At 61.5% G+C, this 19,691-nt stretch carries 20 protein-coding genes and 1 riboswitch; of the genes, 13 read left to right on the top strand and 7 right to left on the bottom strand.

Going from position 1 to position 19,691, the window contains the following annotated elements; all coding sequences use genetic code 11:
• Window positions 1-109: 109 nt before the first annotated feature.
• Complete coding sequence (locus ASD63_RS20440; RefSeq protein WP_034803671.1) at window positions 110-901, bottom strand: phenylalanine 4-monooxygenase; 792 nt, start codon at window positions 899-901, stop codon at window positions 110-112.
• A gap of 113 nt (window positions 902-1,014) precedes the next feature.
• On the opposite strand from ASD63_RS20440, the gene ASD63_RS20435 reads away from it, so the two are divergent.
• Window positions 1,015-1,488, top strand: a complete 474-nt coding sequence (locus ASD63_RS20435; protein WP_060529812.1) for an Lrp/AsnC family transcriptional regulator — start codon at window positions 1,015-1,017, stop codon at window positions 1,486-1,488.
• A 35-nt stretch (window positions 1,489-1,523) separates the two neighbouring features.
• On the opposite strand, the gene ASD63_RS20430 is transcribed toward ASD63_RS20435, so the two are convergent.
• The 4 genes from ASD63_RS20430 to ASD63_RS20415 all read right to left on the bottom strand — a co-directional run bounded on the left by ASD63_RS20430 (window position 1,524) and on the right by ASD63_RS20415 (window position 3,543).
• The gene (locus ASD63_RS20430; RefSeq protein ID WP_034803669.1) at window positions 1,524-1,862 is read right to left on the bottom strand and encodes an antibiotic biosynthesis monooxygenase; all 339 of its coding nucleotides are present in this window, start codon (window positions 1,860-1,862) and stop codon (window positions 1,524-1,526) included.
• A 90-nt stretch (window positions 1,863-1,952) separates the two neighbouring features.
• Entirely contained in the window at window positions 1,953-2,420 is a 468-nt protein-coding gene (rpsI, locus tag ASD63_RS20425) for a 30S ribosomal protein S9 (RefSeq protein ID WP_034803667.1), read from the bottom strand.
• 2 nt (window positions 2,421-2,422) lie between these two features.
• Window positions 2,423-2,887: a 50S ribosomal protein L13 gene (gene rplM / locus ASD63_RS20420; RefSeq protein WP_034803665.1), complete on the bottom strand. Its 465-nt coding sequence runs from the start codon at window positions 2,885-2,887 to the stop codon at window positions 2,423-2,425.
• Window positions 2,888-3,111: 224 nt separating this feature from the next.
• Window positions 3,112-3,543 (bottom strand): PaaI family thioesterase, encoded by a 432-nt coding sequence (locus ASD63_RS20415; RefSeq protein ID WP_034803663.1) that lies wholly within the window; start codon window positions 3,541-3,543, stop codon window positions 3,112-3,114.
• A gap of 166 nt (window positions 3,544-3,709) precedes the next feature.
• On the opposite strand from ASD63_RS20415, the gene ASD63_RS20410 reads away from it, so the two are divergent.
• The gene (locus ASD63_RS20410) at window positions 3,710-4,531 is read left to right on the top strand and encodes an enoyl-CoA hydratase (protein ID WP_034803661.1); all 822 of its coding nucleotides are present in this window, start codon (window positions 3,710-3,712) and stop codon (window positions 4,529-4,531) included.
• Between the two features lie 3 nt (window positions 4,532-4,534).
• Here the strand turns inward: ASD63_RS20410 and ASD63_RS20405 are convergent, their stop codons facing one another.
• Window positions 4,535-5,371 (bottom strand): DMT family transporter, encoded by an 837-nt coding sequence (locus ASD63_RS20405; protein WP_034804240.1) that lies wholly within the window; start codon window positions 5,369-5,371, stop codon window positions 4,535-4,537.
• Window positions 5,372-5,557: 186 nt separating this feature from the next.
• Here ASD63_RS20405 and ASD63_RS20400 point away from each other — a divergent pair, with 186 nt between their 5' ends.
• The 3 genes from ASD63_RS20400 (at window position 5,558) to ASD63_RS20390 (ending at window position 7,869) form a co-directional block, all read left to right on the top strand.
• Window positions 5,558-5,986 (top strand): CoA-binding protein, encoded by a 429-nt coding sequence (locus tag ASD63_RS20400; RefSeq protein ID WP_034803659.1) that lies wholly within the window; start codon window positions 5,558-5,560, stop codon window positions 5,984-5,986.
• 204 nt (window positions 5,987-6,190) lie between these two features.
• Window positions 6,191-7,474: an O-acetylhomoserine aminocarboxypropyltransferase gene (locus ASD63_RS20395; RefSeq protein ID WP_034803656.1), complete on the top strand. Its 1,284-nt coding sequence runs from the start codon at window positions 6,191-6,193 to the stop codon at window positions 7,472-7,474.
• Window positions 7,475-7,524: 50 nt separating this feature from the next.
• On the top strand, window positions 7,525-7,869 hold the full coding sequence (locus tag ASD63_RS20390; protein WP_034803653.1) for a cupin domain-containing protein: 345 nt from the start codon (window positions 7,525-7,527) through the stop codon (window positions 7,867-7,869).
• A gap of 35 nt (window positions 7,870-7,904) precedes the next feature.
• On the opposite strand, the gene ASD63_RS20385 is transcribed toward ASD63_RS20390, so the two are convergent.
• Window positions 7,905-9,143, bottom strand: coding sequence for a cytochrome P450 (locus ASD63_RS20385; protein WP_034803650.1), 1,239 nt, complete (start codon window positions 9,141-9,143; stop codon window positions 7,905-7,907).
• 205 nt (window positions 9,144-9,348) lie between these two features.
• Here ASD63_RS20385 and ASD63_RS20380 point away from each other — a divergent pair, with 205 nt between their 5' ends.
• The 8 genes from ASD63_RS20380 (at window position 9,349) to ASD63_RS20345 (ending at window position 19,684) form a co-directional block, all read left to right on the top strand.
• Window positions 9,349-9,996: a VOC family protein gene (locus ASD63_RS20380; RefSeq protein ID WP_034803637.1), complete on the top strand. Its 648-nt coding sequence runs from the start codon at window positions 9,349-9,351 to the stop codon at window positions 9,994-9,996.
• 159 nt (window positions 9,997-10,155) lie between these two features.
• On the top strand, window positions 10,156-11,013 hold the full coding sequence (locus ASD63_RS20375) for an endonuclease/exonuclease/phosphatase family protein (protein ID WP_034803635.1): 858 nt from the start codon (window positions 10,156-10,158) through the stop codon (window positions 11,011-11,013).
• Between the two features lie 19 nt (window positions 11,014-11,032).
• Entirely contained in the window at window positions 11,033-12,592 is a 1,560-nt protein-coding gene (locus ASD63_RS20370; RefSeq protein WP_034803632.1) for a phospholipase D family protein, read from the top strand.
• A gap of 287 nt (window positions 12,593-12,879) precedes the next feature.
• The gene (locus tag ASD63_RS20365) at window positions 12,880-13,512 is read left to right on the top strand and encodes an ATP-dependent Clp protease proteolytic subunit (protein ID WP_034803630.1); all 633 of its coding nucleotides are present in this window, start codon (window positions 12,880-12,882) and stop codon (window positions 13,510-13,512) included.
• A 284-nt stretch (window positions 13,513-13,796) separates the two neighbouring features.
• Window positions 13,797-15,074, top strand: coding sequence for an ATP-dependent Clp protease ATP-binding subunit ClpX (gene clpX, locus ASD63_RS20360; protein ID WP_034803621.1), 1,278 nt, complete (start codon window positions 13,797-13,799; stop codon window positions 15,072-15,074).
• Window positions 15,075-15,458: 384 nt separating this feature from the next.
• Complete coding sequence (lon, locus tag ASD63_RS20355) at window positions 15,459-17,879, top strand: endopeptidase La (RefSeq protein WP_034803619.1); 2,421 nt, start codon at window positions 15,459-15,461, stop codon at window positions 17,877-17,879.
• 220 nt (window positions 17,880-18,099) lie between these two features.
• On the top strand, window positions 18,100-18,375 hold the full coding sequence (hupB, locus tag ASD63_RS20350) for a DNA-binding protein HupB (protein ID WP_034803616.1): 276 nt from the start codon (window positions 18,100-18,102) through the stop codon (window positions 18,373-18,375).
• A gap of 124 nt (window positions 18,376-18,499) precedes the next feature.
• A riboswitch (FMN riboswitch) is annotated at window positions 18,500-18,682 on the top strand.
• Between the two features lie 87 nt (window positions 18,683-18,769).
• Complete coding sequence (locus ASD63_RS20345) at window positions 18,770-19,684, top strand: DMT family transporter (protein WP_034803614.1); 915 nt, start codon at window positions 18,770-18,772, stop codon at window positions 19,682-19,684.
• The last annotated feature ends 7 nt before the right edge of the window (window positions 19,685-19,691 follow it).

Here is a 19,691-nt window from a genome sequence, read left to right as displayed (position 1 = left end):
AGCCGGAAAGCGCGCATCCTCTGCGCGCATCCCGCTCAAACCTGTGGTGGCGGAAGGTTGGACAATCGTTGCCGGCAAGGCAAGGCCCTGCCGGCCGTTTCTTCGGCGATTACGAGGCCTTGGCTTCGTAGGTCGGGGCGAAGTCGCCAAGCGCCTTGGCTTCGGTGATGCGCGCGGCGATATCCTCTTCGATGATCGTTTCCAGCTGGGCGAAACTGTCGATCACGTAATAGATCGGCTGGACGATATCGATGCGATAGGGTGTACGCAGCACAGTCATCAGGTCGAACGGGCGGAACTCGACGCCTGGAGTTCCCATCGCATTCCGTGTCTCGTTAGGCGAAGACACGATGCCGGCGCCATAGCAGCGGCGGCCCTTCGACGTGTTGATCAGCCCGAACTCGACGGTGAACCAGAAGATCCGGAACATGTGCCAGGAATAGCCCTTGCCTAGCGAAACCGCCTTTTCGCCGAAGCGACGGACGAAGTTGGCGTAGCTCTGGTTGGTCAGTAGCGGGCAGTGACCGAAGACCTCGTGGAAGATGTCGGGTTCTTCGATGTAATCGATATGCTCGCGGCGGCGAATGAAGGTCGCCAGCGGAAACTTGCCTTGGGACAGCAGTTCGTAGAAGCGGGACGGCGGAATGAGGGCGGGAACACCTTCGACACCGAAGCCGGTGGTTTCGGCAAGGCGGCGGTTCACGTCCTTCAACTGCGGCACGTGGTCAGGGCCGAGATCGAGCGTCTTGGCGCCCTCGAGGTATTCGTCGCACGCCTTGTCGGCCAGAAGTTTCATCTGCCGCTGGTACAGCTCGCCCCAGATCGCATCTTCTTCCGGGGTATAGTGATAGGTGCCGTCCGGTTCCGGCAGTTTGGCCGTGTAGCTGCTTTCCTTCGTCATGACGTCTCCTCATTCGTCAGATGAACTCTCCTGTTGCAATTGTATCGCGGATGGAGCGAGTATTTGTTCCACAGTTGCCACGTTGACGCCTGATCGCGGGAGGAAAATTCGAAATGCCGTCCGATGTGAAAGAAAGTCTTCAGCCTGTGCGAAAGCTGCTGCGGCTCATTCAGGCCGATAGCGGCCAGTCGCTCTCCGATCTCGCGGAGAAAGCCGGCATGTCGCAAAGCTCGGCCTGGCGGCGGCTGCAGGAACTGGAGAGGGATGGCGTCATTCGCAAGCGCGTGGCGCTGCTCGATCCGGCAAAGCTCGACTTGAAACTCTGTATCATCGCCCATGTGACGCTCGAAGATCATCACGACGAGGCGATTGCCGCCTTTTCCGCCGTCGTGCGCGACCGGCCGGAGATCATGGAGTGCTACGCTCTATCCGGCACATTCGACTACATGCTGAAGATCCGCGCCAATGACGTCGAAAGCTACGATACCTTCATGACGCGCTATCTGATGCGCAATCCCCATGTGCGCACCGTGGTGTCGAGCTTCGTCCTGCGCGAACTCAAGTCGACGACGGAGTTGCCGATTTAGCCCGCTTGTGGCGGCGACCGTGCGCAGCCGCAGAACTAGGGGCGTTCGAAACCGTATTGGCGCTCGATCTTGCCCACACGAACCTGATAATCCTCGTACCAGCGCTCGCGGCCGAGGCGCTGGGCCGTCAGGTGGCGGACATTGTTTTTCCAGGCCGCGATGCTCTCCTCATCCGCCCAGTAGGAATTGGTTAGGCCGAAGCCGTCGGCGCCGCGCACGCTTTCGAGACCGAGAAAACCCGGCTGCTCGCGCGCAAGTCGCTCCATTTCGTCTCCCATGTTGTCGTAGCCGTGGTCGCCTGCCGTGCGCCGCGAGGCGAACGTGACGATGTAATAGGGCGGCGCTGGGGTCTTGGCGACGGGGGAGCTTGTCATGCTGTGCCTCGAGGGGTCGACGTTGCGGCGGATGATAACAAAAAAAGGCGGAGCAAAGCCCCGCCTTTCCAAGTGTCGCAGTTGAAGCGATTAACGCTTCGAGAACTGGAACGAACGACGTGCCTTCGCACGGCCGTACTTCTTACGCTCGACCACGCGGCTGTCGCGGGTGAGGAAGCCACCGCGCTTCAGGACCGAGCGCAGGCCCGGTTCGAAGTAGGTGAGTGCCTTGGAGATGCCGTGACGAACGGCACCGGCCTGGCCGGAAAGACCACCGCCAGCAACGGTCGCGTCGATGTCGAATTGGCCGTCACGGGCAGCAGCGACGATCGGCTGCTGCAGGATCATCTGCAGAACCGGACGGGCGAAGTAAGCCGCGTAGGGCTTGCCGTTGATGGTGATCTTGCCGGTGCCCGGCTTGACCCATACGCGGGCGACAGCGTCCTTACGCTTGCCGGTCGCGTAGGAGCGACCCTGGGCGTCGACCTTCTTGACGTGAACCGGAGCAGCCGGTTCCGCGGTCGTGGCGATTTCCTTGAGAGCGGAAAGGTCAGCCATTATCAGGCGCTCCTTGTGTTCTTGCTGTTCAGCTTGGCGACGTCGAGGACGGCCGGCTGCTGTGCTTCATGCGGGTGGTTGGCGCCTGCGTATACGCGCAGGTTCTTCATCTGGCGACGGCCAAGCGGACCGCGCGGAACCATGCGCTCGACGGCCTTCTCGATGACGCGCTCCGGAAAGCGGCCTTCGATGATCTGGCGCGCGGTGCGCTCCTTGATGCCGCCGGGGTAGCCGGTGTGCCAGTAGTACTTCTTGTCGGTGTACTTCTTGCCCGTCAGAACTGCCTTCTCGGCGTTGATGACGATGACGTTGTCGCCGTCGTCAACATGCGGGGTGAAGGTAGCTTTGTGCTTGCCGCGCAGGCGGTTTGCGATGAGGGAAGCGAGGCGACCAACAACGAGGCCTTCGGCGTCGATGATGATCCACTTCTTCTCCACCTCTGCAGGCTTCTGAATGAAGGTTGCCATATCAAAATCTTTCTTTGGACCCGAGCGGCGAACCGCTGGGCGTTTCTTGTTGCTTGGTTTTGTCCAGTTTCCCGGGCAAAAGAGAAAGCGGCCCTCAGAGGACCGCGATCTGCGGCAGCTTATACGCAAGTGCGAAACAAGCGTCAAGAACGCGAAATCTGCGACATGGAAATAAAGATAAGCAAAAACAATATGTTATATGTATGGTATTTTGATACCACAAATTATCGCGGCGGAATCGAATAGGTCGCTGTGGCATGCGCAACGAGGTCGTCGTCGCCAACCTTGACGATCGACGCGTCGAGAACGGCGAGCCGCTTGCCGAGTTTGAGGATGCGGCAGGTGCATTCGAGCGGTTCCGGCTCGGGCTTGCGCAGGAAGTTGATGTTGAGATTGGTGGTGACGGCAAGCGCAACCGGTCCGATATGGGCGATCAATGCGACATAGGCCGAGACGTCCGCGAGCGCGAAAAGCGTAGGGCCGGAAACCGTGCCGCCTGGCCGGATATGCCGTTCGTTCGGATCGAGCCGCATGGTGGCAAAGCCGGGTCCAACAGCCGTGACATGGAAGACCTTGCCGTCGGTATGGACCTGCGGGAAATCCGTGTCGAGAAATCGGTTGAGGTCGTCGACGGTCATGATCGGCTCGATGGTCATGCATTCTATCCTTCAACATGTCTGTCCGTCACCTGAAACCGGCTGGTGGCCGGACGCAAGGCGGAAAATGGTCGTAGGCGGAATGCGTCACCGGGGTGTGCTGTCGGCTTGCACGGCACGCGTGGCCGGCGTACCACCAACCAAATTCAAGTTTCAGGAGAAGAAGATGGCCGACGTCGTGTCGTTCAAGAAGGAAGAGCCGAACGGCCTGCTGCTGCGTGAACAGTCAGGGCCCGTCTTGCGGCTGACGCTCAACAACCCGCCGGCCAACGTGCTGTCGATCGCCATGATGGAGGCGCTGCACGCCGAGTTCGATGCGGTCGCCACCGCCAAGGACATCAGGGTCGTCGTGCTCGCCGCCACGGGCAAGCTGTTTTCCGCCGGTCACGATCTGAAAGAAATGACTGCGCACCGCGAAGACGACGACCGGGGCAGGGCCTTCTTCGAACGGACGATCCGCCTCTGCGGCGATCTCATGCTGAAAATCACCCGGCTGCCGCAGGCCGTCATCGCCGAGATCGATGGTTTGGCTACGGCAGCTGGCTGCCAGCTCGTCGCAAGCTGTGACCTCGCGATCTGCACTGACAGCTCCACCTTCTGCACGCCCGGTGTCAATATCGGCCTCTTCTGCTCGACGCCGATGGTCGCGCTCACGCGTGCGGCACATCGCAAGCAGGCGATGGAAATGCTGCTCACCGGCGAGACCATCGACGCTTCGACCGCCAAGGATTTCGGTCTCGTCAACCGCATCGTACCGCAGCAGTACCTGCGCCAGGTGGTCGACAAATACGCAGCAGTCATTGCCTCGAAGTCGCCGCAGGCGCTGAAGATCGGCAAGGAGGCCTTCTATCGCCAGGCGGAGATGGACCTGCCAGAGGCCTACGACTATGCCGTCGGCGTCATGGTCGAGAACATGCTCGCGCGCGATGCCGAGGACGGTATCGGCGCATTCCTCGGCAAGCGCATGCCGGAATGGAAGGAAGACTGACGCTCAGGCGAGCTTCAGGAGCAGGGCGCCGAGCGCGATGACGCAGGCCGCTGCGATGCGCCAGACGCTGACCGGTTCCTTGAGGAACACGACCGAGATCACCACGGCAAAGAGGATCGAGGTCTCGCGGAGTGCCGCGACGGTTGCAACCGGCGCCTTGGTCATCGCCCAGAGCGCCAAGCCATAGGCGCCGATCGAGCCGGCGCCGCCGATGAGGCCCCGCCACCAGTTCTTGTAGACGTGGCGGGCGACCGGCTTGATGCCGCGCCGGGCAAAGGCCCAGGTGAAAAGCAGAACCGGCGGCAGCAGCGCCATCCACAGCGTGTAGGAGATCGCATTGCCCGAGACGCGCGCGCCGATGCCGTCGACAAAGGTGTAACTTGCGATGACGCAGGCATTGAGCAGCGCAAGCACGATCGCGTTCTTGCCGCCCTTGCGCGACTCGAAGGCGAGCGTCAGCACCCCGGCAGAGATCGTTAGGATACCGATCATCGTTCCGAAGGTGAGCTTTTCGCCGATCAACGCCCCACTGGTCATCGCGACGATCAACGGCGCCGCTCCGCGCATCAGCGGATAGACAAGGCCGATGTCGCCGGCGCGATAGGATGCGGCGACGAGCTGGAAATAGGCGAACTGGAACAGTGCCGAAACCAGGATGTATGGCCACGCTTCCGGTTTGGGCAATGGCATGAATGGCAGGAAGGGGATGGCGACGGCTGCGGCCCCGAGCGCGATCATCGCAGCGTCGAGCGACTTTTCCGTTCCCGCCTTGACCAACGCATTCCAGGTCGCGTGCAACAACGCCCCGAACAGGACGAGCGCAATGACATCAAGCGGCAAGATTGAAACCTCGGAAACGGTGTAGCGGGCGTTGAGACGCTTGTCGCGCCGCACGGGCGCAAAAGCAACCGGAAAGTCTTGCGGAAGCGGCAATCTTTGGCGGGGGACGAGCGGGCCGCACGGTTGACTTGGCCGGCCTCGCCATCATTATACGACCGTTTAACACGAACGGATCCGAAGCTGCAGATGAACCACGACGCTTACCCGGACTATTATCTCGCAGACATCCTGCGCGAGACCAAGACGATCGCCCTTGTCGGCGCTTCGCCGAATCCTGAGCGTCCGAGCCATCGGGTCATGGCGTTTCTGCTGCGCAAGGGCTACCGGGTAATCCCGATCAATCCCGGGCATGTCGGCAAGAGCATCCAAGGCCAGGCCGTGGTCGGCCGGCTCGCCGATATCAAGGAGCCGATCGATATGGTCGACGTCTTCCGCGCTGCCGACGCCCTGCCGGCGCTCGTCGACGAGATTCTCGCGTTGGAGACGCTGCCGAAGGCGATCTGGGGCCAGCTCTCCGTGCGCCATGACGGCGCTGCGGCGAAAGCGGAAGCCGCCGGCATCAAGGTGGTCATGGACCGCTGTCCGGCGATCGAGTACCCACGCCTGATCGGCTGATCTCGGGCGGCACATCGCCGGCGGACCATACAACCGTCAGTTCTTGAAAAATCCTCTTTGACCGCATGCGAAGGCTCTGGAATAGTGCCGCGGCTTGCGCGTGCAACTGCGCAGGTTCGATAGCGGTTCACGCGTAGATTCAAGGTGATAGAGCATCTCCGGCGCGCCGGTTGGCGGCCGCGCTCTGGTCACGGGAGGGACGAAATGACGAAAGACAATCCTGGTTTCAACACGCTCGCAATCCATGCGGGGGCGCAACCTGACCCAACCACGGGTGCACGGGCGACGCCGATCTACCAGACGACGAGCTTCGTCTTCAACGACACCGACCATGCGGCGGCACTCTTCGGTCTCCAGCAGTTCGGCAACATCTATACCCGCATCATGAACCCGACGCAGGCAGTGCTCGAAGAGCGTATTGCCGCGCTCGAAGGCGGCACGGCGGCGCTCGCCGTCGCCTCCGGCCACGCCGCACAGCTCCTCGTCTTCCACACGATCATGAGCCCGGGCGACAATTTCATTGCCGCCAACCGGCTTTATGGCGGCTCGGTCAACCAGTTCGGCCACGCCTTCAAGTCCTTCGACTGGCAGGTCCGCTGGGCCGACCCTGCCGATCCGGCTTCCATTGAGGCGAAGATCGATCGGCGCACCAAGGCGATCTTCATCGAGAGCCTCGCCAATCCCGGCGGCACCTTCGTCGATATTGCCGCCATCGCCGAGGTTGCCCGCAAGCACGACCTGCCGCTGATCGTCGACAACACCATGGCCACACCTTACCTGTTGCGGCCGCTGGAGCATGGCGCCGATATCGTCGTGCATTCGCTGACGAAGTTCATCGGCGGCCACGGCAACTCCATGGGCGGCGTCATCGTCGATGGCGGCACCTTCGACTGGTCGAAGTCCGGCAAGTATCCGATGCTGTCCGAACCGCGTCCGGAGTATGCCGGCGTCGTGCTGCATCAGACCTTCGGTAACATCGCCTTCGCCATTGCCGCGCGTGTCCTCGGCCTGCGCGACTTCGGTCCGGCGATCTCGCCGTTCAATGCCTTCATGCTGGTAACGGGCTCCGAAACGCTGCCGCTGCGCATGCAGCGCCATTGCGACAACGCACTTGCGGTCGCCAAGTGGCTGAAGACGCACGACAAGATTTCCTGGGTCAACTATGCCGGGCTGGAGGACGACCCGAACCACGCCCTGCAGCAGCGCTATTCGCCGAAGGGCGCCGGTGCCGTCTTCACCTTCGGGCTCAAGGGTGGCTACGAGGCGGGCAAGCGTTTCGTCGAGGGGCTGGAAATGTTCTCTCACCTCGCCAATATCGGCGACACGCGCTCGCTCGTCATTCACCCAGCCTCGACCACGCATCGCCAGCTCACGCCCGAGCAGCAGGTGGCGGCCGGTGCCGGCCCTGACGTCGTGCGCCTGTCGGTCGGCATTGAGGATGTTTCGGACATCATCGCCGATCTCGAACAGTCGTTGGCAAAGCTTTGAAACACTAGCTGCGAAGGGCGCGCCAGCGCGCCCTTCGCAAGGGTGCCAAGATGACGAATATGCAGAAGTTTGACCTGTCCACCGCCGAGGCGGAAATCGGTACGCCTGCGGCCGACCGGCTCATCTCAGGTGCGCCGCAGTTCAAGACCTGGAACCTTGAGGAGGCCGAAGGTGGTCTCTATGCCGGGGTCTGGGAATCGACGCCCGGCAAATGGCGGATCGTCTACGAGGAGTGGGAATACTTCCACATCCTCTCAGGCTATTCGATCGTCACGCAGGATGGCGGCGAAGCGGCGCATCTGCGCGCCGGCGACAGCATGATCCTGCGTCCCGGCTTTGAGGGCACCTGGGAGGTCGTGGAGACGACCCGCAAGGACTATGTCATCCGTCTGTGATCGCTGGGGCACCGGAGATCAGTCTTCGGTGCTCGTCACCAGACGAGGTCGAGGCGTTCCAGGCCGTGAAAATGGAACGCGTCCTTGACCTCGGGCTCGTTCTTCAGCCGCATGTTCGGCAGGCGCTGAAACAGAATAGGCAGCGCCAGATTGAGCTCCAGCCGGGCAAGCGGCGCGCCGATACAGAAATGCAGGCCCGCTCCGAAAGAGACATTGGCGCCTTCGTCGCGCGTCGGCCGGAACGCGTTCGGTCCGGTGAACTTCTTCGGGTCCACGTTCGCCGCTCCGAGCAGCAGGCCGATCTTGTCGCCCTTTCGCAGAGTGACGCCTTCATCGAGTTCGATATCCGAGAGCGCATAACGCTGGAAAATATGCAGCGGTGCCGCAAAGCGCAGACACTCCTCCACCGTCAGCGCGGTTGCCGTCTCCGTGGCAAACAGGTCTTTCGCCGGAAGCCCGGATTGCAGGATTGTCTTCACCGCGTTGCCGATCTGGTGCACGGTCGCCTCGTGACCTGCGTTGAGGAGGAGGGCGGTGGTCGAGACCAGCTCCGCCTCCGACAGCCGCTCGCCATCCTTTTCCGAGGTAATCATGTGCGTCAGCAGGTCGTCTGCGGGGGTGCGGCACTTCTCGGCGATGATGCCGCGCAGATAGTCGGCAAAATCTGCGGAGGCTTGGTTAGCGTCGAGTTCGGTCTCGTAGCTCGGGTTGAAGACATACATCCGAACCATGCGATGCGACCAGTCGAGCAGATCGGGCGCCGCTTCGACGGGAATGCCGAGCATGCGGGCGATGATGGTCACGGGAAGCGTTTCGGCAAAGCTTTTCAGCAGTTCGACCTCGCCGTCATCGGCAAAGCTGTCGATGAGGGCATGCGACAGTTGCTCGATGTCCGGCCGCAGCTGTTCGATCTGCCGCGAGACGAAGGCCCGGTTGACGAGCGTGCGCAGCCGCGTGTGCGCCGGTGGTTCGAGTTCCAGCAGCGAATGCGCTTCGAGCGCGTCGAAATCCTTCAGATGCGGCTTCGGCAGCGGCAGGCCGAGTTCGTCGCGTGTCGCCACATGCAGTATCTGCCGGCCGAAGCGTCGGTCGCGCAAAAGCGCGTTCACCAGGTCGTAGCCGGCGAAATACCATTGCTGACGTTCCTCCCAGAAGAAGGCCGGGCACTGCGCATGGATCTCGGCATAGGCTGCGAGCGGATCACGGTAGAAGGCTGGATCCCGCGCGTCGATGGAAACGCGCCTCAGCGTGCGGTCGATGGAAATGGCAGGCATGGCAGCGGCTCTTCGCGGACTTCAATGGTCCCTATGTCTAAGGGAACCGCGGTTCGGCCGGCAAGGGCGGATATCGGCACCCGCCGCCATCGGGGCGTTGACAGCACGTGCCATGGCGGCCAATCTCTGCTGGCTGCGTAGGGCGCATCGGCAGAGGGCTGAAAGGGCAACGCCCGCCTACGGAACACAGACCGTAGTTGCGCCCATGCCAAACCTTGAAAACCTGAAGAAGCAAGCGAAGCAATACCTCAGATGGCATCGCGACCAATACTATCCGGTCGCAGCCGAGATCAGGGCTGCCTTGCCGCGCTTCCGCGATCTTGACGACGAGACTATTCTCAAGTCGGAGTTCAAGCTCGCCGACGCGCAGGAACTGATCGCGCGTCAATCGGGGTTCGACAGTTGGCAGGCGCTCAAATCAGGAGCCCTGACAATGACCATGCAATCCAAACCCGCCACACCGCAGCCGGTGCTGCAATCGACAGCCGCGCAGTTGTTCGTTGCCGATATCAGCGCCGCGTGCGACTTCTTCACCGAGAAGCTCGGCTTTGCGGTCGATTTCGTCTACGGCGATCCGCCCTTCTACGGGCAGGTGATCCGGGACAATGCTCGGCTCGCTCTGCGTCTCGTCTGCGAACCCGTCTTCGTCGGCGACATCCGGCAGCGCGAGCACCTGCTTTCCGCCTCCATCGCCCTCGATACCGCCAATGACATCAAGCAATTGTTCCTGAGCTACCAGTCGGCCGGGGTCTTTTTTCACCAAACGTTGCGCACGGAACCCTGGGGCGCACGGACGTTTATCGTGCTCGATCCCGACGGAAATCTGATCCTGTTTGCAGGGCCGGCCGATTGAACGAAAGCGCGGGAAGGGGCGCCGGTAGCGCGCGTTTGCTGCCGGCGTCCGTATCTCCAGGCGTGCTATCCGCGGGGAACAAACTTCCGCTTTCCTCCCTTTTTCTGTGGCACCAGGCGACCTATTTGCGCATGATGCGGCCAGCAAGCAGGGAGCGGCATGGGAAAAAACCAGTCCAGTCTATCGGCGGGGATCGTCGCTGCGATCCGCAAGAGACGCCCCACCGTCGTTCATCGCGAAGCCGCGGTCAGCCGTGGCGATATCGTAATCGCCTCCTACAACATTCACAAATGCGTCGGCACCGACGGGCGCTTCGACCCCGGTCGTACCGCCAATGTCATCGGTGAGTTGGGCGCAGATATCGTCGCGCTTCAGGAGGCCGACCAGCGGTTCGGTGAGCGTGCCGGTCTGCTCGATCTCGAGCATTTGCGCCGCGAGGCACACCTTGTTTCGGTGCCGATTTCCGGATTTTCGACCAAGGGGCATGGCTGGCACGGCAATGTCCTGCTGCTGCGTGAGGGCGCCGTTTCCGACGTGCGGCAGCTCAAGCTGCCCGGCGTGGAACCGCGCGGTGCGCTGGTCGTCGATCTCGATCTGAAAGTGGGGCCGCTGCGCATCATCGCCGCCCATCTAGGACTTCTGCGGCATTCGCGTGCCCAGCAGGCCGAGGCGATCCTCGAGGCAGCGTCCGACGCGAACGGGCGGCCGACGCTGCTCATCGGCGACCTTAATGAATGGCGGATGGGGCGGCGTTCGTCGCTGTCCTTCCTCAGCCCGGTATTCGATCCGTCCCACGCGACGGTCGCCAGTTTTCCCTCACGCTTTCCCCTGTTGCCGCTCGACCGTGTGCTCGGAAACCCGCATAGCCTGGTGACGTCGGTCGCCGTGCACGATTCGCCGTTGGCGCGGATTGCCTCGGATCATCTGCCGGTAAAGGCCTCGATCGACCTGAAGGCGGCGCAGCCGGAACAAAGAGACGGCCGACGGGTCGAAGCCGGGCGTACGGGGGCGGCCTAAAGGCACGGGCGAGTTTTCGATGGGATCCTCTATCCTGTTCACCGTTGCCGCCATCCTCGGACTGGTTGTGGCGACGGTTCTCTATGTCTACGGCCGGTTCGGCCGCCGCCCGCACGGGCCGCCGTCAAGCGCACTCCCGCTGGCCGATGCCGGCACGGAGCTCGACCGATATGTGGCGCCGCTCGTTGCGGGGCAGGCGGGTGCCAATGGGGTGGCGCTTGTTTCCGATAATATTGAGGCCCTGGTGGTCCGAGCGCACGCAGCACGGCGCGCCGGACGCAGCCTCGACCTGCAGTACTACTACTGGAAGGGCGACCTGACCGGTCTTCTTCTCGCCCGCGAGATCCTGGCCGCCGCGGACCGTGGCGTGCGCGTCCGGCTGCTGCTCGACGACATCAATGCGGGCATCCATGACCGAATGTGCATCGCGCTCGACGCCCATCCCCATATCGACGTACGGCTCTTCAATCCGAGCCGGGCGCGCACCGACCGCTTTCGCCGCGGCTTCGAAATGGCGATCCGCGCCTTCAGCGCCACGCGCCGCATGCACAACAAGCTCTGGGTAGCCGACGGCCGCGTTGCGATAGCCGGCGGCCGCAACATCGGAGACGCCTATTTCGATGCCGCCGAGCTCTCCAATTTCCGTGACCTCGATGTCTGGATGGTCGGACCCGTGCTGGAGCAGGCATCCGCCATGTTCGACCGCTACTGGAACAGCACATCCGTGCTCCCGATCGCGGCGCTGCGCACGCCGCGCAAGCAGTATCTGCCGGCACTGCGCGATTCCGTCGAAGGATTGGCGCGCACGCCGGCAGGCCGGTTCTATCTCGAGCGCGTCGACAAGGCGGTTGACGAGGCGGAGATCTACCAAGGCACACGGCGGCTTCACTGGAGTTCCGAGATCCGTCTGGCATCCGATCCGCCGGAAAAGGCGCTGATGCAGCGGCGCCAGAACTGGCTGTTGCGCGAACTCTTTCCGCTGATCGAGGCAGCCACGCGGGACTTGCGGATAATCTCGCCCTATTTCATTCCCGGCGTTGCCGGCACGCGGGAACTCGCCGCCATTGTTTCGCGCGGCGCTCGCGTGGCGGTCCTGACCAATTCGCTTGCAGCGACCGACGTTGCCGCCGTTCACGGCGGTTATGTCAAATATCGCCGGAAGCTCATCCGGGCCGGCGTCGCGCTCTTCGAGTTGAAGGAGCAGGGCGATGTCGCCGAGGGACACCGCATGACATTGTTCGGACGCCGCAACGCGAGCCTGCACAGCAAGGCGTTCGTGGTCGATGGCCTGAACGGTTTTGTCGGCTCGATGAACTTCGATCCGCGCTCCGCTTCACTCAACACGGAAATGGGCGTCGTCTTTCAGGATGCGGCACTCGCCGGCGAACTGGCTTCCATGTTCGAGGAGGAAACTTCGCCGTCGATCAGCTACCGGGTCGACATCGAAGGATCGCGTCTTGTCTGGCGTGATCGCGCCAATGGCTCCGAGCGGCTGGTGCGCCACGAGCCGGACGCGAGCCTGGCAAGGCGCATGATCGCCGGGGTAATCCGTGTGTTGCCGATCGAGTCGCAGCTGTGAACAGCGCCCAGGTTCGCGGATTTCCCCTTCGTTTACCGATATCACCGAAGCCTGTGTGCAGAGTTTGCGTCCATGGCCTCAACCGAGGATATCGATGGAAAAATGTTCTATCGCCAACCATGTGTGGAGGACGGCCGAACTTCGAAGCAAAGCGGACCTTCGATTAAGCTTATCGAAGCTTCGCGACTTGAAGTGAAGGGTGTTGACACTCTATGTAGGAGCAGAAGGTAAATCCCGTGATTCCCGGTTCGCAAAGGTTTTGCGAACCCGATTGATGAAGGTTCGATATGAGAAATCCCGTTGATACCGCCCTGGCACTGGTGCCGATGGTTGTTGAACAGACCAACCGCGGTGAACGTTCCTACGATATCTTTTCGCGCCTTCTGAAGGAGCGCATCATCTTCGTGACCGGCCCGGTCGAAGACCAGATGGCAACGCTCGTCTGCGCCCAGCTTCTTTTCCTTGAAGCAGAAAACCCTAAGAAGGAAATCGCGCTCTACATCAATTCGCCGGGCGGCGTCGTCACGTCGGGCATGGCGATCTACGACACGATGCAGTTCATCAAGCCGGCCGTTTCGACGCTCTGCGTCGGTCAGGCCGCCTCGATGGGTTCGCTGCTCCTGGCCGCCGGCCACAAGGACATGCGTTTCGCGACGCCGAACGCGCGCATCATGGTTCACCAGCCCTCGGGCGGTTTCCAGGGCCAGGCCTCGGATATCGAGCGCCACGCCAAGGACATCCTGAAGATGAAGCGCCGCCTCAACGAGGTCTACGTCAAGCACTGCGGACGGACCTATGAAGAGGTTGAGCAGACGCTCGATCGCGATCATTTCATGAATGCGGACGAAGCTCTGAGCTGGGGCCTTGTCGACAAGGTTCTGACCTCGCGCGAAGAGATCGAGGGCGGCGAGCAGGCCTGATAACGCGCATTTGTGTCGGGATAGATGTAATTGTGACACAATTGTAATGGCTCAAGGGCTTTATCGACAGGGTAAAGCCGGTAATATGAACCATTAATGCTATGTTGGAATCTGTCAGCGTAGTGTTCGTTCGGAGTTGGGAGAGTCGTTGCGACTGCGTCGGGCGTTTACGCCTGGGGCGGTGAGTACTCCCGGAAGCCCTGTTTGAGGTTGAGGCTCAGGGCAAATTGAGTGGTCCGCGATACTTATCTTGAAAGTGTCCGGCGTGCTGGAAGGAAGTGGAAATGAGCAAGGTCAGCGGAAGCAACGGCGGTGACTCGAAGAATACACTTTATTGTTCGTTCTGCGGCAAGAGCCAGCACGAAGTCCGAAAACTGATTGCCGGACCGACCGTGTTCATCTGCGATGAATGCGTCGAACTGTGCATGGATATCATTCGCGAAGAGAACAAGACCTCGATGGTCAAGTCCCGCGACGGTGTTCCGACGCCTCAGGAAATCATCAAGGTTCTGGACGAATACGTCATCGGCCAGCAGCAGGCGAAGCGCATCCTTTCGGTCGCCGTTCACAACCATTACAAGCGCCTGGCGCACGCCGCCAAGGGCAGCGACGTCGAGCTTGCGAAGTCGAACATCATGCTGGTCGGCCCGACCGGCTGCGGCAAGACCTATCTCGCCCAGACGCTCGCCCGCATCATCGACGTGCCGTTCACCATGGCCGACGCAACGACGCTGACCGAAGCCGGTTATGTCGGTGAAGACGTCGAGAACATTATCCTGAAGCTGCTTCAGGCTGCCGACTACAACGTCGAGCGCGCCCAGCGCGGCATCGTCTACATCGACGAAGTCGACAAGATTTCGCGCAAGTCCGACAACCCGTCGATAACCCGCGACGTATCGGGCGAGGGCGTGCAGCAGGCGCTTCTGAAGATCATGGAAGGCACGGTTGCCTCGGTACCACCGCAGGGCGGCCGCAAGCATCCGCAGCAGGAATTCCTGCAGGTGGATACGACCAACATCCTGTTCATCTGCGGCGGTGCCTTTGCCGGCCTCGACAAGATCATCTCCGCCCGTGGCGAGAAGACCTCGATCGGTTTCGGCGCAACGGTCCGCTCGCCGGAAGATCGCCGTGTCGGCGAAGTTCTGCGCGAACTGGAGCCGGAAGATCTCGTCAAGTTCGGCCTGATCCCGGAATTCATCGGTCGTCTGCCGGTTCTGGCGACGCTGGAAGATCTCGATGAAGATGCGCTGATCCAGATCCTATCCGAGCCGAAGAACGCTCTGATCAAGCAGTACCAGCGCCTGTTCGAGATGGAAGACGTCGAACTGACCTTCCACGAGGACGCGCTTCGCGAGATCGCGCGTCGGGCGATCGTGCGCAAGACCGGTGCCCGTGGCCTTCGCTCCATCATGGAGAAGATCCTGCTCGACACCATGTTCGAGCTGCCGACGCTCGAAGGCGTGCGCGAAGTGGTCATCTCGGACGAGGTGGTCAAGGGCGCTGCCCGGCCGCTCTACATCTACTCGGAACGGTCGGACGAAAAGACCAACGTTTCGGCCTGAGCGTCCTGAATTACCCTTTGAGAAGCCCGCCTCGTGCGGGCTTTTTCATGTCTGCTTCATGTGTTCACACTTAGCTGTTGAGACACCTGCGCCGGGGCGCAGATTTCACAATTCGATTGTTGCTAAAGTGCCGCAAACAACGCAATGATGTGACGATTCAATGAAGGACCTTAATGGTTGCGGTCCATGAGCTTGTAGTCCGTCGCAAGGTCCGCAACAGCATTGATGCGTAGTCAGAAGGACCCGGCCACTGTTTGTGGATGTCTGCGTCGAGCCTTGAAATGGACGCGGTCGCACTCCACTTTCATGTGGAAAATATGACAGCCGGGAGTGCCTGTAGGGCTCCCGGATACGGGCCCGAAATCGGGACGGAAAGGAAATGACATGACGAACAAAACGTCACCGGCGACTGAAAGCGCGACCTACCCGGTCCTGCCGCTCCGCGACATCGTAGTCTTCCCGCATATGATCGTGCCGCTTTTCGTCGGCCGCGAAAAATCGATCCGTGCGCTTGAGGAAGTCATGGGCACCGACAAGCAGATCATGCTTGCCACCCAGATCAACGCCACAGACGACGATCCGGAACCGTCCGCGATCTACGAAGTCGGCACCATCGCCAACGTTCTTCAACTGCTGAAGCTGCCCGACGGCACCGTCAAGGTACTGGTCGAGGGCCGCGCGCGCGCCAAAATCGACGGCTACACGCCGCGCGAGGAATTCTATGAGGCTTCGGCGCATAGCCTGAGCGAGCCGGAGGAAGATCCGGTCGAGATCGAGGCGCTCAGCCGCTCGGTCGTGTCCGAATTCGAAAGCTACGTAAAGCTCAACAAGAAGATCTCTCCCGAGGTCGTCGGCGTTGCCAGCCAGATCGAGGACTATTCGAAGCTGGCCGACACGGTCGCTTCGCACCTGTCGATCAAGATCGTCGAAAAGCAGGAAATGCTGGAGACCACCAGCGTGAAGATGCGCCTGGAAAAGGCGCTCGGCTTCATGGAAGGCGAGATCTCCGTCCTGCAGGTGGAAAAGCGCATCCGCTCGCGCGTCAAGCGCCAGATGGAGAAGACCCAGCGCGAGTACTACCTCAACGAACAGATGAAGGCGATCCAGAAGGAACTCGGCGACGGCGAAGACGGCCGCGACGAGATGGCCGAGCTCGAAGAGCGTATCGCCAAGACCAAGCTTTCCAAGGAAGCGCGCGAAAAGGCTGATGCAGAGCTGAAGAAGCTGCGCCAGATGAGCCCGATGTCGGCGGAAGCCACCGTCGTTCGCAACTACCTGGATTGGCTGCTCGGCCTGCCCTGGGGCAAGAAGTCGAAGATCAAGACCGACCTGAACCATGCCGAGGAAGTGCTCAACGTCGATCATTTCGGCCTCGACAAGGTCAAGGAGCGCATCGTCGAGTATCTCGCCGTGCAGGCGCGTTCGACCAAGATCAAGGGCCCCATCCTGTGCCTCGTCGGCCCTCCGGGCGTCGGCAAGACCTCGCTCGCCAAGTCGATCGCCAAGGCGACCGGCCGCGAATATGTGCGCATGGCGCTGGGCGGCGTTCGTGACGAAGCCGAGATCCGTGGCCACCGCCGCACCTATATCGGCTCGATGCCGGGCAAGGTCGTTCAGTCGATGAAGAAGGCGAAGCGGTCCAATCCGCTGTTCCTGCTCGACGAAATCGACAAGATGGGCCAGGACTTCCGCGGCGATCCGTCGTCGGCGCTGCTCGAGGTGCTGGATCCGGAACAGAACTCGACCTTCATGGACCACTACCTGGAGGTCGAATACGACCTGTCCAACGTGATGTTCATCACCACCGCCAACACGCTGAATATCCCGGCGCCGTTGATGGACCGCATGGAAGTGATCCGCATCGCCGGCTACACGGAAGAGGAAAAGCTGGAAATCGCCAAGCGGCATCTGCTGCCGAAGGCGATCCGCGACCACGCGCTGCAGCCGAAGGAATTCTCGGTCACAGACGGCGCGCTGATGGCGGTCATCCAGACCTACACCCGCGAAGCCGGTGTGCGTAACTTCGAACGCGAGTTGATGAAGCTCGCCCGCAAGGCCGTGACCGAGATCATCAAGGGCAAGGCCAAGAAGGTCGAAGTGAACGCTGCCAACATTAACGACTATCTGGGCGTTCCGCGCTTCCGCCACGGCGAAGCCGAACGTGACGATCAGATCGGTGTTGTCACCGGTCTCGCATGGACTGAGGTCGGCGGCGAGCTTCTGACGATCGAAGGCGTCATGATGCCCGGCAAGGGCCGCATGACCGTCACCGGCAACCTGCGCGACGTGATGAAGGAATCGATTTCCGCGGCGGCTTCTTATGTCCGCTCGCGCGCAATCGACTTCGGCATCGAACCGCCGCTGTTCGACAAGCGTGACATCCACGTGCACGTACCGGAAGGTGCGACGCCGAAGGATGGCCCGTCGGCCGGCGTCGCCATGGCAACCACGATCGTGTCGATCATGACCGGCATCCCGATCTCCAAGGATGTCGCAATGACCGGCGAGATCACGCTGCGCGGCCGCGTGCTGCCGATCGGCGGTCTGAAGGAGAAGCTCCTGGCAGCGCTGCGGGGCGGCATCAAGAAGGTGCTGATCCCGGAAGAGAACGCCAAGGATCTCGCCGAGATCCCGGACAACGTGAAGAACGCGCTCGAAATCATCCCGGTTTCGCGGGTGGGCGAAGTGCTCGAACACGCTCTGGTGCGCATGCCGGAACCGATCGATTGGGACCCGGCAAACGAGCCGGCAACCGTAGCACCGGTTGATTCGCAGGACGAAGCAGGCTCCTCCGTCGCCCACTGACGGGGGCTTGAAAATGGGTGCAGCCGGCTCGCGCGGCGCTCATTTTGCAGAAAAATTGGGAAGACCGGCCATTGGCCGGTCTTTTTTGTTGTAAAAGCGCCCTGCAAGCCTTGCATTCCAAGGGATTAGGCGCAATTGGGAAAGGCAAGACGCGGGCGAAGCGCAAGCCGCCGCGCCTTAAAACACAGTCGTTTCGAACCAATCTGAAAGGGGTGGAAACATGAACAAAAATGAGCTCGTGTCTGCCGTTGCTGAGAAGGCCGGACTTTCCAAGACCGACGCATCTTCTGCAGTTGATGCAGTTTTCGAGACCATCCAGGCTGAGCTGAAGAACGGCGGCGACATTCGCCTGGTCGGCTTCGGCAACTTCTCGGTTTCGCGCCGCGAAGCCTCGAAGGGCCGTAACCCGTCCACGGGTGCGGAAGTTGACATCCCGGCACGCAACGTGCCGAAGTTCACGGCCGGCAAGGGCCTGAAGGATGCCGTCAACGGCTGATGAGATTTGCTTGGCGGCCGGACACGAGGCCGGCAGTCCAGGTATTCGAGGGTTCGGCGCAAGCCGGACCCTTTCGCATTTTTGGGGCAGCCCTTGCGAGTGTCCGTCATTTGCTCTAGGGCTTGCCCATTCTCAGGGCGGGGTGAAAGTCCCCACCGGCGGTAAGGGCATGACAGCGCGGCGTCTTGGAGACGCGCGAAGGTGGCCCAAGCCCGCGAGCGCCTTTCCTCGATTTTTGGGGAGAGGGTCAGCAGATCCGGTGCAACTCCGGAGCCGACGGTCATAGTCCGGATGAAAGAGAATGGTCGCTGGCACGAAGGGTAGGGATGCCCGGCGTCGTGCCGTGCGCTCATGCGTCCTGATTTGTGTTTGGTCCGCTTTCAGGGTGCATGACATGAATCAGACTTCCCTCGGCTTTTTCTCCTCGCGCGCCATGGCCGGAGCCGGCTTCATGGTGTTGGCTGGGATCGCTTTCGCCGGCCTCAATGTCGTCACCCAATGGCTGACGATGAAGCTCGGTTTTCCAGCCACCGCCATGGCGTTCTGGCAATATGCCTTCGCCTTCCTCTTCTCACTGCCGTTTCTGCGACGCGTCGGGCTGTCGGCCATGCGCACCGACTATCCCTGGCGTCACGTCGTGCGCGTGGTGCTGGCCGCCTTCGGTGTGGGGGCCTGGGTCTCCGGTCTGGCGCACGTGCCGATCTGGCAGGCGATCGCGCTGGTCATGACCTCACCGTTCTTCATCATCCTCGGCGCCCGCCTGTTTCTCGGCGAACGCGTCGGCGCGGCGCGCTGGGCCGCAACCGCGGTCGGTTTCGCCGGGGCGATGATCATTCTCGAACCGTGGTCGGACAGCTTCAGCTGGGCCGCCCTTTTGCCGATCCTGTCGGCGCTGTTGTGGGGCGCTTCGTCGCTCATCACCAAGAGCCTCACAAGTCTCGAGCGCCCCGAAACGATCACCGTATGGCTGCTTGTGCTTCTGACCCCGATCAACGGCGCCATCGCGCTTTCGGCCGGCTTCACCATGCCGGATGGGACAGCACTCGGCTTCCTGCTGCTCGCCGGGATACTGACCGTAGTCGCGCAATATCTGCTGACGCTCGCCTATACTGTTGCCGACGCTGCCTATGTGCAGCCCTTCGACGATCTGAAGCTGCCGCTTAACGTCTTTGCGGGCTGGCTGGTCTTCGGTTACGCGCCGACAGGATATCTTTGGGTCGGCGCAGTGCTGATCCTTGGCGCCTCGCTGTTCATCATGCGCAACGAGATGCGGCGCGAGCGCGCCGCGCCTGCAACCGGAACGGTGTAAAACCCAA

Origin of the sequence: Ensifer sp. Root558, assembly GCF_001427045.1 — a bacterium.
Classification (GTDB): Bacteria; Pseudomonadota; Alphaproteobacteria; order Rhizobiales; family Rhizobiaceae; genus Ensifer; species Ensifer adhaerens.
Note: the sequence above shows the minus strand (reverse complement) of the source record. Positions and strands in the feature narration are given on the sequence as shown.